Origin of the sequence: Endozoicomonas sp. (assembly GCF_965196975.1) — a bacterium.
GTDB lineage: Bacteria > Pseudomonadota > Gammaproteobacteria > Pseudomonadales > Endozoicomonadaceae > Endozoicomonas.
This window is the reverse complement of sequence record NZ_OZ239981.1, coordinates 4,276,948-4,292,180: the sequence shown is the minus strand read 5'-3', so window position 1 is coordinate 4,292,180 and position 15,233 is coordinate 4,276,948. Positions and strand designations below refer to the sequence as shown.

General features: G+C 44.5%; 14 protein-coding genes. 8 read left to right on the top strand and 6 right to left on the bottom strand.

The genetic code is table 11. The annotated features are described in order from the left end of the window. Positions 1 to 186: 186 nt before the first annotated feature. Both ACOCLE_RS19300 and ACOCLE_RS19295 read left to right on the top strand, forming a co-directional pair. Positions 187 to 1,509: a TolC family outer membrane protein gene (locus ACOCLE_RS19300; RefSeq protein WP_419533843.1), complete on the top strand. Its 1,323-nt coding sequence runs from the start codon at positions 187 to 189 to the stop codon at positions 1,507 to 1,509. A gap of 178 nt (positions 1,510 to 1,687) precedes the next feature. Further along, on the top strand, positions 1,688 to 2,722 hold the full coding sequence (locus ACOCLE_RS19295) for an IS481 family transposase (RefSeq protein ID WP_419533178.1): 1,035 nt from the start codon (positions 1,688 to 1,690) through the stop codon (positions 2,720 to 2,722). Between the two features lie 290 nt (positions 2,723 to 3,012). Here the strand turns inward: ACOCLE_RS19295 and ACOCLE_RS19290 are convergent, their stop codons facing one another. Further along, a complete protein-coding gene (locus ACOCLE_RS19290; protein WP_419533842.1) occupies positions 3,013 to 5,418 on the bottom strand; it encodes a hypothetical protein in 2,406 nt (801 codons plus the stop codon). Positions 5,419 to 5,635: 217 nt separating this feature from the next. On the opposite strand from ACOCLE_RS19290, the gene hslO reads away from it, so the two are divergent. Both hslO and pckA read left to right on the top strand, forming a co-directional pair. After that, entirely contained in the window at positions 5,636 to 6,505 is an 870-nt protein-coding gene (hslO, locus tag ACOCLE_RS19285; protein ID WP_419533841.1) for an Hsp33 family molecular chaperone HslO, read from the top strand. A gap of 417 nt (positions 6,506 to 6,922) precedes the next feature. Beyond that, complete coding sequence (gene pckA, locus ACOCLE_RS19280) at positions 6,923 to 8,536, top strand: phosphoenolpyruvate carboxykinase (ATP) (RefSeq protein WP_419533840.1); 1,614 nt, start codon at positions 6,923 to 6,925, stop codon at positions 8,534 to 8,536. Here the strand turns inward: pckA and ACOCLE_RS19275 are convergent. Next, a complete protein-coding gene (locus tag ACOCLE_RS19275; RefSeq protein WP_419533839.1) occupies positions 8,525 to 8,725 on the bottom strand; it encodes a hypothetical protein in 201 nt (66 codons plus the stop codon). The genes pckA and ACOCLE_RS19275 overlap by 12 nt on opposite strands. Positions 8,726 to 9,166: 441 nt before the next feature. Continuing rightward, entirely contained in the window at positions 9,167 to 10,447 is a 1,281-nt protein-coding gene (locus ACOCLE_RS19270) for an ISKra4 family transposase (RefSeq protein WP_419533339.1), read from the bottom strand. Positions 10,448 to 10,531: 84 nt separating this feature from the next. Here ACOCLE_RS19270 and ACOCLE_RS19265 point away from each other — a divergent pair, with 84 nt between their 5' ends. From ACOCLE_RS19265 to ACOCLE_RS19255, 3 genes are all read left to right on the top strand, one after another. After that, complete coding sequence (locus ACOCLE_RS19265) at positions 10,532 to 10,750, top strand: hypothetical protein (RefSeq protein WP_419533838.1); 219 nt, start codon at positions 10,532 to 10,534, stop codon at positions 10,748 to 10,750. A 391-nt stretch (positions 10,751 to 11,141) separates the two neighbouring features. Then, positions 11,142 to 12,269 (top strand): AAA family ATPase, encoded by a 1,128-nt coding sequence (locus ACOCLE_RS19260; RefSeq protein WP_419533837.1) that lies wholly within the window; start codon positions 11,142 to 11,144, stop codon positions 12,267 to 12,269. A 63-nt stretch (positions 12,270 to 12,332) separates the two neighbouring features. Then, positions 12,333 to 13,223 carry an IS982 family transposase gene (locus tag ACOCLE_RS19255; protein ID WP_419533099.1) on the top strand — a complete coding sequence of 297 codons (891 nt, stop codon included), beginning with the start codon at positions 12,333 to 12,335 and terminating at the stop codon, positions 13,221 to 13,223. 724 nt (positions 13,224 to 13,947) lie between these two features. Here the strand turns inward: ACOCLE_RS19255 and ACOCLE_RS19250 are convergent. Genes ACOCLE_RS19250 through ACOCLE_RS19240 form a run of 3 tightly spaced genes read right to left on the bottom strand, consistent with a single transcriptional unit; the run spans position 13,948 to position 14,592 of the window. Then, positions 13,948 to 14,133 carry a transposase gene (locus ACOCLE_RS19250; protein ID WP_419537231.1) on the bottom strand — a complete coding sequence of 62 codons (186 nt, stop codon included), beginning with the start codon at positions 14,131 to 14,133 and terminating at the stop codon, positions 13,948 to 13,950. Beyond that, positions 14,102 to 14,281, bottom strand: coding sequence for a hypothetical protein (locus tag ACOCLE_RS19245; protein WP_419533836.1), 180 nt, complete (start codon positions 14,279 to 14,281; stop codon positions 14,102 to 14,104). The genes ACOCLE_RS19250 and ACOCLE_RS19245 overlap by 32 nt, the downstream gene beginning before the upstream one ends. Further along, entirely contained in the window at positions 14,272 to 14,592 is a 321-nt protein-coding gene (locus ACOCLE_RS19240; RefSeq protein ID WP_419533835.1) for a transposase, read from the bottom strand. The genes ACOCLE_RS19245 and ACOCLE_RS19240 overlap by 10 nt, the downstream gene beginning before the upstream one ends. Before the next feature lie 173 nt (positions 14,593 to 14,765). On the opposite strand from ACOCLE_RS19240, the gene ACOCLE_RS19235 reads away from it, so the two are divergent. Beyond that, positions 14,766 to 14,981: a hypothetical protein gene (locus tag ACOCLE_RS19235; protein ID WP_419533834.1), complete on the top strand. Its 216-nt coding sequence runs from the start codon at positions 14,766 to 14,768 to the stop codon at positions 14,979 to 14,981. Positions 14,982 to 15,233: the final 252 nt, after the last annotated feature.

The window sequence follows — 15,233 nt, the reverse complement described above, 5'->3', positions numbered from 1 at the left end:
TGGCTTAATTCTGTTTCAACCGGATATCTGGATCGCTTATTATGCTTTTTTATCATAAGTTGGTCGTTGCTGACCAGAAGCGTGAGTGTTGCAGATCACGATTTTGCCAACCAGCTATAAAGTCCCAGCCAAGAATGGCGATGTATTTTCATAATAAATCTCAGTACGAAAGATACAGGGACACCCATGAATCGTTTTCCACTTCTGTTAACCAGTATGTTCACAGGACTACTGGCATGGAACTCAGAAGCAACTGCTGAAGCTTTGGAAGAAGCACTTAGTAGTGCTTTGCTTTCACATCCTCAGGCAAAAGTTGCTCTTAATCGGCTGAAAGCAGAGCAGGAAACCATTGGTGCAGCAGCAGCTGATTTCTGGCCAACCCTCGATATAGCAGCGGGTATTGGTGGTCAGAACAAAGATGTTCCAGATGGATCAAATGACCAGATTGATGAGAAGAGTTTTACCCGACAGGAAGCCTCTTTTTCGATAAAGCAGAACCTTTTTGCTGGTTTTAATACGTGGAATAGCGTTAAAGGTGCTGAAAAAGGTACTGAAGCAGAGCAGTGGCGGCTTTATTCAACACTGGAAGACCTGGCTTTGCAGGTTATTAATGTCTATCTCAAGGTGCTTGAGAGGCGGGACCTTGTTGAGCTGGCGGAAGAGAATCTGGAAATCCATGATGAAATTTATGACCAGATTGAACGTCGTGCCAGACAAGGTGTAGCGCGAAGCTCTGACTTGATTCAGGTAGAAGGACGGCGTGCAAGGGCTAATGCGAACCTGATCAATGCCAGAAATAACCTGATGGATGCCGAGAGTGAATACCGGGCGCTGGTTGGTCATAGCCCTGATGATTTAGAGTTTCCTGGTTTTGAGCATCTGGCATTGCCTGAAGATTTGAATAACGCCATTAAAAAGGGATGGCAGGATCACCCTAACATCAAAGCCGCTGAACTGGATGTTGAGTCATCAGAATACGCTTATTCATCACGAAAAAGCAGTTATCTCCCTTCTCTGGATGCTGAGCTTGATCAGAGTTGGAAACGTAATGCTGATGGCCAGCTTGGTGATTACCGGGATACCGTTGCGATGGTGCGGCTTCGTTACAACTTGTTTCGAGGTGGTGGTGACAAGGCCCGGTTGATGGAGAGCGCTTATCAGGCAGAGGAGAGCCGCTCTCAGAAAGCCAGAGTCATGAGAGATATTGAAGAAAGAATGCGCATCGCCTGGGCAGCGCTTCAGTTTACCGGCGAGCAGCGTGAGTACCTATTGCTTCATGAGGATGCCAGCCGCGATACCGTAGCAGCTTACGGAGAGCAGTTTAATATTGGTAAGCGAACCCTGTTGGACTTGTTGGATAGTGAGAATGAGCTGTTCCAGTCCAGTAACAGCTTGACCTCGGCCGTGTATCAGGAAACGTACGCACGCTACCGTGTACTGGCGGCGGTTGGTAAGTTGCTTGAGAATATGGAGTTCACCCTTCCTGATAACTGGCAGCGTGATGATTAGTTGTAACGTGTGCCCTTGGTTTGTTTAAATATTTATCCTAAAAGTGCTGCCTTCATAAGAATCATAATGTGGAGTAGTTCAGACTTAATCTGACATTTTCTTCTCATCAAAAGAAAAGGGTTACCGATTTAGAAAGAAGGTGAGTTCACTGAAATCTAAATCATTAAAGGTGACCCTTATGATTCACACCAACCAGAAAATCATCAAGCACAAGGTCGGGCTACTGAACCTTGCAGATGAGCTCGGAAACATCTCTAAAGCCTGTAAAACCATGGGTGTCTCCAGAGATACATTTTATCGTTACCGGGATGCTGTTGATGAAGGTGGGGTCGAAGCACTTCTTGATCAAAGCCGAAGAGTTCCAAACCTCAAAAACCGAGTAGACCCCGCTGTTGAAAAAGCGGTTCTTGAGTATGCGGTAGAAGATCCTGCCCATGGGCAGGCCCGTGTTTCCAATGAACTTCGCAAGCAAGGTATCTTCGTCTCTCCCAGCGGTGTGAGAAGCATCTGGCTAAGAAATGATCTGGGAAGCTTCAAACTGCGCCTCAAAGCCCTTGAAGAGAAAGTGGCTCGAGAAGGAATCATTCTCACCGAGTCCCAGGTCAGGGCACTTGAGCGCAAGAAGCTGGATGATGAGGCCAGTGGTGAGATTGACACAGCGCACCCTGGCTACCTTGGTTCACAGGACACTTTCTATGTTGGAACCTTTAAAGGTGTTGGCCGCGTTTATCAGCAGACTTATGTTGATACTTACTCCAAGGTAGCGCAGGCCAAACTCTATAAGACAAAGACCCCAATTACGGCTGCAGACCTGCTCAATGACCGCGTGTTGCCATTCTATGAAGCTCAAGAGCTACCTGTGCTCAGAATACTGACAGACAGAGGTACAGAGTATTGTGGTCGTGCTGATCAACACGATTATCAACTTTACCTGGCGGTGAACGACATTGAACATACGAAGACGAAAACCCGGCATCCACAAACGAATGGAATCTGTGAACGCTTCCATAAAACGATTCTGCAGGAGTTTTATCAACCTGCATTGAGAAAGACGCTGTATACGAGTATTGAGATGATTCAGTCAGATCTGGACGAATGGTTAATTCACTACAATACTGAGCGTACCCATCAAGGTAAGCAGTGCAACGGGAGAACGCCGATAGAAACACTGATTGATGGGAAAGAGATCTGGAAGGAAAAGTTCATAGCCTGAATTTAACCTGACAGACACCTTCTTGAAAATCGGTAACTGTCAGGTCAGGTCTGAACTTCTACACATAATGCCATCAATTTCAGCTGCCCGTTGAGGGCTTCCCTGACTCTTTTGTTTTATTAATGTCTGGCTATTTTCTGAATGCTTTGTCTTTTTTAAGGATACGCGGTTAGAGATTATATTAGCATCTGGTAGGTAGGCACTATAGATCTAAACTCAGAATAAAATGAGCTGATACCTGAGGGATTCATTTAATAATATTAGGTGCATAATGTTTTCTCTACTGTGGTTTAATGTAGATTTGCGAAAACTTTAATAGCTCCATTATCCTTAAGGCGCTCTGTGACTGCGCTCTGAATTGTTTCTTGTTCATCAAATGTCATCTGATTTTCATGTGTTTTGTTTGCATTTACGATGGCAAAAAAATCATCATCCGACATTTTTGGTTGTGAGCCTTCTGGTATGTAAGCCATATAAATACCATTTGTTTTTTCTGCCGGGAGCTTTGTGACGGCAGGGAAACTCTCAAGGCTTGTGCTTGCTGGTGCAGAAATTGCCGTTCGAAGAGCACTCGTCACTGTTTTGGCCGTATTATCAGCAGCGAGATTACCGGTACCACTATCATCTCGTGAGCAGTAAGGTAAGCGGGTTTTTCCACGATTTATGACCCAAATATTTTCTTTGTGAACGAAGTGTATAGTAACATCACGTTCTGCTTGAGTATCGGCAAAATACGGGTTGAATACCTCGTAAATGATATTCATCACCTTACTATCTGTGACGGGCTCAGCCTCGCCCTCTAATGATTCATCGAGCAATTGTGCTCTCTTTTTCAATGCGTTTTGTTGCTCTTCTGATATTTCTGATCCTGCAAAATGGAATTGAATATCAGTTATGCTGTTAAAGTCCAGATCATCTTCCGGGTTATAAGTATTCCCAGTTGATGGTTCAGGCCTCTCTGCTCTTGAAACAGTGGAAATCATCGGTTTCAATTGAGCACTTTTTAAATTAGCTTCAAGAACGTCCCTGGCGGAATCCTCTGTGAAGGTAAAAGAGAGTTCTGGTTGGCTAGGCGGCGGCGGGGCTTCCTGTGCTCTACATAAGTGCTCAGGCAGTTCCAGATTTTTTATCGGCCTTATTGATTCAAAACGAGTGCCAGTGCCTTGGGCTTCATGTAAGCCTTCACTCATTCCAGACATCATCTGGTTATCGAGTGCTTTTGGCCCATGTGGAAAAGAACCAAATCTGATGGTTTCCACTTCGGGTAACTTTCTAGGTTTAGGGCCGGATCTGCCAGAAGCCTCCCAGTGACTAATGTCGTTTTCCAATAATCCTATATTATAAGCAAATGCTTGGTTATTGTATTTATGGATAGCTGTGACAATATCATGACCCGCCTTCTTTGCAGCCTCTTCAGGATCATCTGGCTCCGTAGTGTCTGGATACCAGAGGATCATAAATTGGTTGTTATTGTTATTACCAGGTTTGAAGCGAAAACTGTCTGGAAAGGTATGTACAAATGCAGTACCTGTGGATCCTCGATAACAAAAGCATTGCCGGGTGGCTAGACCCCTATCTTTAATTTGGGAGCTGAGAGCGAACCTACTGCTGCCTGGCTTGTTCAGTGAGTCTCGAAGCTCTGAGTGCAGAGTTTCGAACGCTTCCGGGTTTTTAAAGATATCTAATCTTTGTTCAGCCGGTAATGCTAATTCAGAACTCTCGGAAACAATAACCGAAACTCTTATGGTTTTGACAGGTTTTGAGACATCTTCTCCCTCTTCCCCCTTCTCGACTCTGTTGTCATCAAATTTAGTAGGGAATGCCTCTGGTGGCTTGCCATCAGCAGCTGACCTCAAGGGAATTACATTATCAACCGGAAATTGAAGATTAAAGGCTGCTTGCTGTAACACTGGTGGGTTATCTTGAGTTACAGGTATTGTTGATACTGTAGATCTTGGTGGTTCAGGTATCTCAGTTTCTTCAAGTTCGGGTACATGCGGCTTCTCCACCACTTCAAAAGTGCCTGAGTTATCAATAAGTGCCCACTCTTCTGAAGAAAGATCCCCATCGGTCACTTCATATCTGAGAGCACTTTCAGGTGCGTAAGAGCTAAGTTCTTCTGGACTGACCCCTAGCGAAAGCAGTCTTTGATGCGTTGTCGCTATCTCCGCTTCTAACTTTTTCAGAGGCTCTGCCAGCTTTTTACCATCAACACCAAACTTTTCTTCGACGTTATTTAGATGAATTCCCAGTTTTGAGTGAAGTTCCTGTAAATAGCCCTCATCAATTCCTTCCTCAGGAGGGATGACACAAATGGTCTTTCCGCCATCTCTGGGTGTAAAGAATACCTTATATCCGCAGTCACAACTGCTTTCTGGCTCTTTTATAGCTCGGCGAATGGGGTCGACAGACTCGGCTAGCTTTTGTTTTTGTTCTAATTTGGCTTTTTGGTTTAACTGGCCTTCGTAGTCTTTCTTTAGACGGTCAATTTGTGTAGGTTCGGGATTAACATTTGGAACTGCTGAGGTTTGCTCAATGTTCCTTTTTCCTATTGGTAGGGAATCACTTTGAGTGTCGTCCCCAATACCTGTTTGGCTGCTTGCAGGCAAGGGCGTTTCTAACTCTTTGGTTGGCTTCTCAAAAGAAGGTGGTTTAACAATATGATTTAATGAGATGCGGTCTTGTGGTGTTGGCATACCCTTTCCCTGGCAATGCTAGCATCTTTAGAGTATAGCCAAACAGCATTTTAGAGAGACACGCTATAAACATGGCGAAGTGTTTTGGGTCGAATCGTAATATAATACGCCGTTTCTTATTTTATGTTTCTTTATAAATCAGTGGCTTGCCTGTATTTGGTCGGTAGTTTTCATGATGCCGTCAGTTTTTTGATAAGCCCGGAACGGAATGTTGCCCATGAGCAGAACTGATAACGCAGTGCAGCGCTTTATCTTTGAAAATACCGATATTCGCGGTGAAATCGTTTCCCTTAACAATAGCTATGTTGACGCCTTGGCTGCCCATGATTATCCAGAAGTTGTCAGGCGTCTTCTGGGGGAACTGGTGGCTTCTGCCGTATTGTTGAGCACCACACTGAAGTTTGAAGGGCTACTGACCCTTCAGGCCAGAGGCGACGGGCCATTAACGCTGCTAATGGTGGAATGCACAGACCAGAAGTCTTTCAGAGCCGTTGCGCAATTCAAAGATGATCTTGCTGAGGGAACACTTCAGGAACTTCTGGGTAAAGCAAGCCTGTTGATTACTGTGGACCCGGTTAAAGGGAAGCGTTATCAGGGGATTGTACCTCTGGAAAAGGAAACACTTTCAGCAAGTCTTGAAGACTATTTTACTCAGTCTGTGCAGTTGCAAACACGGTTGTGGCTGGCTTGTGATGGTCAAACCTGTGGCGGTTTTCTGCTGCAGGCTTTGCCTGCCAGTGCTGAGCTTTCTGAGGACATTCGCGCTGAATCCTGGAATCGCATGACGGCGCTGGCTGACACCATTCAGGACGCTGAGCTGCTGGATCTGGATCATGAAACACTGCTGATCAGGCTGTTTCATGAAGAAACGGTTCGTATTTTTGAAAAAGAGCCGGTTCGTTTCGTCTGCACCTGTTCTCAGGAAAGAAGTGCGAAAATCATCAGTACTCTGGATCGAAAAGAAATCGAGTCAATTATTGAAGAAGAAGGGCGGGTTGCCATGGACTGCCAGTTCTGTAATCACCAATATGTTTTTGGTAAAGATGATCTGGATTCAATCTTTAACGAAAAACCACAAACACATTAAGGCTTTTAGGTTCCTCTTCTTCTTGTTTGGTCGGGAATTTAGTTAAATTCCTGACTAAATGGTCAAATGCTGTTTTATTTTGTTTTTTCTTGCTTGTTTTTGTTGTCTGGTGCTGGATTTTACCGGCTCTTTATGAGTTCATTAGCCAGAGATAATGATGAGAGTGTGCACTTGTGTTTTCTTCCAGTGACCGATGATAAGTTTGACGCGGGGCAACACTTTCAAACTGACAAAGGTTTAACGTCTTTTACCAGACTCAGTTAACTATCAGGCGTGAAAAGAGGGCTCTATAACCTGTAATTTCAGAGTTATATTTAAATAATAGGTTCAATACCCTATCATAGCGCGCCACAAGAATTATCATAATCTAACAACATGAAACGTTAAGTTGAGCGTATTGCCTTAGGAGAACTTTGCATGGCCCATGTAAACGTAAAGGAAGCTCTGGCTGCAGTCGGAATCAAGGATGTCCTTGATGTGGTTTACAACCCCTCTTATGACACCCTGTTTGAAGAGGAGACCCGGCCGGAACTGGAAGGCTATGAAAAAGGGGTGGTTACTGAAATGGGGGCCGTGTCGGTGGATACCGGTATTTTCACTGGCCGTTCTCCGAAGGATAAATACATCGTCAAGGACGATACGACCCGGGATACCATCTGGTGGTCTGACCAGGGGAAAAATGACAATAAGCCCATTACTGAAGACGTCTGGGCAGATCTTAAATCACTGGTAACCAACCAGCTGTCCGGCAAGCGCCTGTTTATTATTGACGGTTTCTGCGGTGCTAATCCTGAAACACGCTTGAGCGTGCGTTTTGTGACTGAAGTGGCATGGCAGGCTCACTTCGTCAAAAACATGTTCATCCGGCCCAGCGAAGATGAGCTGGTGGGCTTTGAACCTGACTTTATTGTGATGAACGGTGCAAAGTGTACCAATCCAAAATGGCAGGATCATGGCCTGAACTCTGAAAACTTTGTGGCATTCAACCTGACGGAGCGGATTCAGGTCATTGGTGGTACCTGGTATGGCGGTGAAATGAAGAAAGGTATGTTCTCCATCATGAACTACCTTCTGCCGCTCAGGGGCATGGCGTCTATGCACTGTTCTGCCAATGTGGGTGAACAGGGGGATACAGCAATTTTCTTTGGCCTGTCTGGAACCGGTAAAACCACGCTCTCTGCAGATCCAAAGCGTGCTCTGATTGGTGATGATGAACACGGTTGGGATGATGATGGCGTCTTCAACTTTGAAGGCGGTTGTTATGCCAAGACAATTAGCTTGAGAGAAGAAAATGAGCCTGAGATTTTCCATGCCATTCGTCGAGATGCGTTGCTGGAAAACGTAACCGTTGATGCTCAGGGTAAAATTGACTTTGATGATGGCTCAAAAACCGAGAATACCCGGGTTTCCTACCCCCTGTACCATATTGATAATATTGTTAAGCCGGTTTCCAAGGCTGGTCACGCCAAGAAAGTGATCTTCCTTACTGCCGATGCGTTTGGTGTTTTACCCCCAGTCTCCTGTCTGACACCTGAGCAGACCAAATACCACTTCCTCTCCGGCTTTACTGCGAAACTGGCGGGTACTGAGCGTGGGATCACTGAGCCAACACCAACCTTCTCTTCCTGCTTCGGTGCTGCATTCCTGTCCCTGCACCCAACCAAGTACGCAGAAGAACTGGTTAAGAAAATGGAAGCTCATGGTGCTACCGCTTATCTGGTGAATACTGGATGGAACGGTACTGGCAAGCGTATCTCCATCAAGGCAACCCGGGCAATCATTGATGCCATTCTGGATGGTTCTATTGATAAAGCAGAAACCAAAACTCTGCCTTTCTTCGGATTGCATGTACCACAAAGTGTTGCTGGTGTTGATGACAGTATTCTGAACCCTCAGGATACTTATGAAGATCCTGCCGAGTGGGAACGTAAGGCTCATGACCTGGCGGATCGCTTTATTACCAACTTTGTTAAGTTTACTGATAACGAAGAAGGCAAGGCTCTGGTAGCAGCAGGCCCATCACTGGGTTGATTTAAGTTCCACAAGAATAGCCATGTTATAAAGGGAAGCTCTGTCTTCCCTTTTTTTATTATCCAGTCTCACTATTTCTGCCCTGAATTCGGTTTGCTTTCCAGTGAGGTCTGCAATTTCACAACTGAACATTGTTTCAACGTCTGAATTGATATTAAGAAAACCAGGTGCAGTATTTTGTTGTTCCATAGCATTTGCCTTTTTTATTGTTGGTTTTGTTACTGGGGACTGGCGACCTTACCTCTGGTTCAGGCGACGAGCGACTTTATGGCCCTTGAGCTTTGCCCGGCGCTGGGTCAGCATCAGTCGTTTTTTTCTTGGGTGGCGATCCAGTGGGGTGTTTTCAGTAATCATGGCTCGTCCTTAATCAATGGGCTATTGACTGGGTGGTCACGTAGCGTTCAAAGGAGTTCTGATTTTTTGACTGGTGATTTTCAAGGGCTTCCTGAATGAGATAGGCGACGATCAGATGCTCTTGATTCTCCCTCTCCTGTTCGGAGGGATCACTGCCTGTTCTGACTGTCCAGCATCTGGAACTGGGTATTGATAACCTTCCTGAACTCAATGAGCAGATTGCCAATACCCAACAAAAGGCTTTGGTATGGGTGCTCTCTCAATTTGATAACTGACTCATAGGTTAGCTTCAACCTTTCCAGTCATGAACTCAGACCAAAGTTGTTCCCAGCGCCCCTTACTCTGGATCAGTGCTCTTGTTGTCAAAAGCACTTCCGCTCCTGTTGCTTTCCACCTCATTCCAGAACCACATAATCGTTGCTTTACCAGAGTCTTACAAGCCGCTTCAGTAACTCCTGAACCTATTGGCCAATGGCGTTTAAGCGCCTGATGATAATTCATTAACTGGTGATTGTTTGTAAAATAGCTCACAGCTTTGTAGCGCTTCTCTGTCAGTGCGATTGTCTTTTTCGGGAGCTCGGCTGATTCAATTTCCTGAAGGATTTTTTTGGCTGCTCCACGCTTGTTTTTCAAACTATGTAGCCTGTCTTCAAGCCACTGGTGTCGCTTCGCCTTACTGGTTGGAAACAGTGCTTCCGCTGCTCCAGCTAAATATTCAGATGCATGATAAAAATCGAGTATCTGCCCAGAGGTATGTTGTTTCAAATAACTCCAGTTTTCTCTAGCCCCGTCAGCTACCCCGATGTATGTGGCATTTGGGTAGAGTCGTTTTAGATCTGCAATCTCCTCGTCGAGCTTGCTCATAAAGCTTTGTTTACCATACTCTGACGAACTGGCTGTATATATCGTGTGGAGCCTGTCTCCATCTGCAGAATATAGGCTCAATGTCCCACACATGGCTTCCCTCCAGCCTTCTTCACAAAGCAGCATGCAGGTTCCATCCAGACCAATGGCTATTGTTTCAACAGGCTCTTTTAGTGGAGGAAGGTGGTAGTGAGTGTCTTGCTGGTCTTCAATTAATGCACCTACTCTGTCCGATAAATGCTTGATATAAGAATTTGAAAGCGTCCTTTGATGGTTGGTCTCAAAATCTTCTTTTACCGCAGGCGCTGGCATCTGGCTGTATTTCCAGGCGATAGACTTGGCAAATTTGGGGGTAGCTGAACCAATAATACCGGCACGAAGATCAAGTGCTGCCAGAGTACTGCCACCTCTGACACCCTGATATACGGAGCGCTCCAAAGGTATACGACCGTATAAGGTTTCATAGTGCTTAAGAACCTTTCCTTTGTAGTTCCACTTCTGCTGATTAACGACGATAGGTTCTTTATTGGGTGATTCAAATAGCCCCAATAACTCTTTTGTTCCAAGCTGCCCGGCTTCATTGAGTGCACGCTGTAAACTATCTTCAAGATTCAGCATGTTGCCTGAATCTATAGAAACTTCAATTTGCAAAACGATGCTTTTGGTAGAGCTGGAAATAACAGAAGCGGGCATGACAGTTAACTATTATGAGTGGTGTTCCCATAGTAGCTGTGAAAATAGAGCACTATTGTTTCAATCATTCAGAGAGAGCACCCTTTGGTATTACTTAAGGAGAAGGGCTTTGAAGAAGCCTGGATTCTGAAGCTATGGGAACAGTTCAATGATGAGTACTTTCTTCGACACCAGAATGATGAAATCAGCTGGCAGATGGAAGGAATCCTGAACCATCGGCCTGGCAAGCCTTTGATACTGATTCTGGAAGTCAAAAATGGCTATGAGCATCTAGGGGGCCAAAGTATTTGCCTATACCCATGACCAGCCCAATCTGTTTGCAGCGACGGTTGCGGCCTTTCATCAACTGTGGCTGGCTATTCAGGATGCCCGAATTATTACGTCTAATAATAACTTCAGCCTGGATATCTATACTGTGCTTGAAGAAGCCGGATCGGCTATTGGCCCCAACCCAGAGGTCGAAGTATCGTAATCGTTTGATTAATCAATAAAAAACCTTTTTCCTTTCCATAAAAAAGCATATTTTCATTCAAAAAAACATGATCACGAATATTTTAGATTAATTTTTTTATTCATTTAGTGAAACTTTTTTCCCTGCACACCATCCAAAATAATAATTTGAAATTAAAACAACAACTAATTGGCTTTTTAGTATTTTTCCCTACAAATAAAGACACAAAAAAGGATAATAACCTTGACCCCCGCTCTAGATTTCCTAGGTGTTTTGCCTAACCGTGATTCCAATGCAATATCAGGTTTTGAAAGGGCATTGAGATCTCTGGAAACGCCGGTATTTACCCGCAGCCCTCCAACATGGCTTGGACGAACAGTTAAATGCGTTGCATATGCCGGTGCCTTTATAATTGGAGTGGGGTTGAGTAAATCCTTGGTTATTGGACTGTGTGCTTTAGCTATTACAGACCTGGCCATTACCGCCATCACAAATCGATTTATTACACAGCCACCTATAAAGACTCTACGGAGTATTCAGCAACAGTATCAAAGAGCAGCCCAAGCGACAGAGAATCCAGATCCGTTAAGAAGACTTGAAGAAATGGTAGGAATGGATGAGGTTGCAGAGCAAGTCAAGGGAATAAGAAGTAAAATAATCGTAGATAATAAGCGTCGTCAACTAGGACTTGTCACCACATCAAGCTCTAGCCATATGGTATTTACAGGCAATCCCGGCACGGGTAAAACAGAAACGGCTAGGATAATGGCGGAGATCTTATTTGAATTAGGTATCATCAGGAAAAACAAGGTAGTTTATGCTGACCGAACCACCTTGGTTTCACCATGGATTGGAGCGACAGGACTAAAAACTGAACAAGTAATTAAAAGCGCAATTGGCGGTGTTTTGTTTATAGATGAAGCTTATGCATTAATCCGGGAAACGGATGATAAGGGTGCTGCAACTGGAAGAGATACGGGAAAAGAAGCTATTGAAAAGTTATTATTAATGATGGAAAAGCATAAAGGCGAGCTTGTAGTTGTTTTTGCTGGATACCCTGATGAGATGAAAACGATGTTAACAGCAAACCCCGGATTACAGTCGAGAATTCAACATACGGTTAAGTTTAAAGATTACACTAACGATGAACTGGCTAGCATCTTCAGGGGTTTTTGTAACAAAAGTGACTACACGTTATCTGAAGAGGCTTTCTCGGCTCTCAAAGAAAAAATCTCCCAAATGAAAGAGCTATGCGAAAAAAGAACCTTTGGAAATGCTCGTGCGATTAGAAACCTATTAGATAAAGTTATTACGACTCAAAGTAAAAGGCTCACAGAATTAACGCCATGTGCGACTTTTAGGTTTGCATAAGGAGACATGACTGATCCTGCTTTCTGCTATTAAAAGCAGTAGAAAGCAAAGAAGGTTTCAGTCATGCCCGTTGAAGAGTTTATCACTACAGTCTACTGCTTGATCGACGATTTGGTAAAAGAGCTTTTTCCTGTACCACTGCGACTTCGAGGGTTTCCACCAAAGCTCACTGATAGTGAAGCGATCACCATGGAAGTTGTCGGTGAATGGCTTGGGCATCATAAGGACACTGAGATTTGGAAGTATTTTACCCGACACTGGCGACACCTGTTTCCTGACATTCCTTCACGCTCGGCATTTGTCAAACAGGCCGCCAACTTATGGCATGTGAAACAACGACTGCAAATTCGTATAGTCCAGATGATGCATGCAGATAATGCAGATATCCATTTAATCGATGGTTTTCCGATTGATGTTGTCGTCAGAACCCGTGCACCACAGAGCCGTATCTTTAAAGCTGAGGCTGGTTATGGTTACTGCGCTTCCAAGGACAAGAAGTTCTATGGCTTTCAGGGGCATTTGCTGGTTGAAGCACGAGGGATTCCTGTGGGTTTTACTCTGACCGCAGCGAACGTAGATGAGCGTGATGCAGCCTATGACATGCTCGAGACCATTTCTGGCCTCTTGCTTGGCGATAAGGGCTATATAAGGCCTGAGTTTAAAGCTGATTGTCAGGAATTAGGTATTGATCTTCAGACGCCACTGAGAAAAAACATGCAAGATGAACGTCCGAAGTCGTTTGTAAAGCTGGTATTACGGGTACGACGGAGAATAGAAACAGTGATAGGTCAATTGACAGAGCGCTTTGAAATAGAAAAGTGCCATTGTCGAGATAGATGGCATATGACATCACGTATCGCTCGGAAGTTACTGGCACATAATATTGGTTCTTATCTGAATATAATTGCTGGTCGTCCTGCAATACAGTTTGAGAACCTTATTTCCGAAGATTAAAAAACGGAAAGCAAATAATTGCGTGATTTTGAAGATACAACTTGGACTTACCATCATGCTAGCCCGGATATTTCATAAACGTGCTCCCGTTCTCGCTTGTCCTTTGCCGCCCTAAGGGAGTTTTGCTCGGTCGACCGTACTCCCCGGTACGGCACTCCCTCACAAAATCCCTTAGGGCGACAAAGTCCTGCCCGAGATTCGGGGCAGTTTATGAAATATCCGGGCTAGTAATTTGAGATAGTTTCAGACAAAGTCGCACATCGCGTCAGAATTAGGTATTGACAATCTTGATGCGGACACACTCAAAGAAATAACATCAGCAGACATAACCAGTACGTCAATAGACGAACCAGACCCAAACAGTAGCGTCCCAAGCCAAATGTATTCCTGATGATTATAAAAAACAAGGCTCTTTTCGAATTCCAGATTGCTATGTCACCAGCAAGTTGACCAAGGGCTGAAGCAGGTTTTTGCCTCTTCGGCCAACATTATGCAAAAACTCAAAAAAACCAAGGTAAAGGGGTAAAGCCTCTTGAGATATTCCCCTGTGAGGTCTTAGCCACGAGCGCAGCAGTGACCAAAATCCATCCATCGTATTAACGAGAACCTCGTAAATATCGTCTTTGTCGTCATCACGGGCATATTCACCTTGCCATGACAGACCGTTTTATGTCTGAAACTCCAACTTCAAGATCATCATAGATATGGATTCATCGGTATAAACCTAGCTCTGTGGGGCTACATGTTTCTTGATAAATGGTTCGATGGCCACCTTTTTAACATTCGACAGCATGCTGATAATGACCTGACCTCCTCTTTGAATCATTCCCAGTACCGGTGGTTTGTCTTTTTCGAGAGTCCCACGAACCGGAGCGCCTTTAAGCCTTCTTTTTCTCGCTGGACGATCCAGATTTTTTTAAGACTTCAGGGTGTCCCTTGTGACCAGCTACAATGTATACCTCGTCAAATTCAACTTCTCCATCAAGAATCACTTCAGGCTTCTGGTCAACAACACCATTCCGTAAGACTGTGGTCAATATGGTGTGCATCACTGGCATACAGGGCCAAGCTCCTGAGCTTTCTGGCTGTTGAAGGCGTTAAGGGCCATTAAATAGAGACAGGCAATCCAGGCCATAATTGGTCGTTGGTATCCAGAGAAAACCGTATTTGTCAGGTCATCAAAGTAACGTTTACAGGACTTACAGTAGTAGTGCTGGCATTCTACCTGAACATTGTCGTGACCATTCTTTTTGATATTCTCAGAGTCACAGTGTGGGCAACGAACAGTGCCATCTGACCAGCGGTTCTCACGGATCATTTCAAAGCAGGTTTCATTACTGATGAGATCTGAAATTCGGCCTATATTCATGGCCTATGCTGGCAATGACTAATTTTTTCAGCAGAGGATAGTTCTTAACTCGAAAAGAGCCTTAATCCATATACAGCCAGTCGCAGGCTTGCTTATTTTTGGAGTAATAATGGTTCTTGGTATTGAATTGAAAGAGCCAAAACCGGAAAGTTGAGAGGAAGTGGTTATAAAGAATGAATACACAAGCGGCAAAGTGGGCTAATAACAACCGCAGCCAGGGCCGGGAGCTTGACCTGAAAGAATATTCCGGCCCTGACTGGATGAGCACAGCCTACAAGAATAATCACTACGTGGTAATGATTGAAGAAGGGGGCAGGATGAACAATGGCGTTACAGCTATCAAGGCGATGGTGCAGCGACACGATGATAAACCCATCCCCCATCACTAGCGGGAAATGAAGTCCATCAAGAATGAAATCTTCGGACCTGAAGTGACCGTCATCGAATGCTACCCAGCAGAAACGAAGCGGGTGAGTAGCAAAATATCTATTGGTTATGGGTGTTGTCGGAAGGGAATTTGCCGCTGAATCAATAAATCTGAAAGCGTGTTAACATATTAGCGTAGACGCTGTTGATCGTTCACTTGGAAAAGTTTACCAAGGTCAAGTGCTGTAATACTTATGTAAATTTAAAAAATGATT

Bases quoted from the DNA above. Each gene is read 5' to 3' on its own strand.
- ACOCLE_RS19300 (WP_419533843.1), top strand. From the start codon at position 187: ATGAATCGTTTTCCACTTCTGTTAACCAGTATGTTCACAGGACTACTG.
- ACOCLE_RS19295 (WP_419533178.1), top strand. From the start codon at position 1,688: ATGATTCACACCAACCAGAAAATCATCAAGCACAAGGTCGGGCTACTG.
- ACOCLE_RS19290 (WP_419533842.1), bottom strand. From the start codon at position 5,418: ATGCCAACACCACAAGACCGCATCTCATTAAATCATATTGTTAAACCA.
- hslO (WP_419533841.1), top strand. From the start codon at position 5,636: ATGAGCAGAACTGATAACGCAGTGCAGCGCTTTATCTTTGAAAATACC.
- pckA (WP_419533840.1), top strand. From the start codon at position 6,923: ATGGCCCATGTAAACGTAAAGGAAGCTCTGGCTGCAGTCGGAATCAAG.
- ACOCLE_RS19275 (WP_419533839.1), bottom strand. From the start codon at position 8,725: ATGGAACAACAAAATACTGCACCTGGTTTTCTTAATATCAATTCAGAC.
- ACOCLE_RS19270 (WP_419533339.1), bottom strand. From the start codon at position 10,447: ATGCCCGCTTCTGTTATTTCCAGCTCTACCAAAAGCATCGTTTTGCAA.
- ACOCLE_RS19255 (WP_419533099.1), top strand. From the start codon at position 12,333: ATGCCCGTTGAAGAGTTTATCACTACAGTCTACTGCTTGATCGACGAT.
- ACOCLE_RS19245 (WP_419533836.1), bottom strand. From the start codon at position 14,281: ATGCCAGTGATGCACACCATATTGACCACAGTCTTACGGAATGGTGTT.
- ACOCLE_RS19240 (WP_419533835.1), bottom strand. From the start codon at position 14,592: ATGAATATAGGCCGAATTTCAGATCTCATCAGTAATGAAACCTGCTTT.
- ACOCLE_RS19235 (WP_419533834.1), top strand. From the start codon at position 14,766: ATGAATACACAAGCGGCAAAGTGGGCTAATAACAACCGCAGCCAGGGC.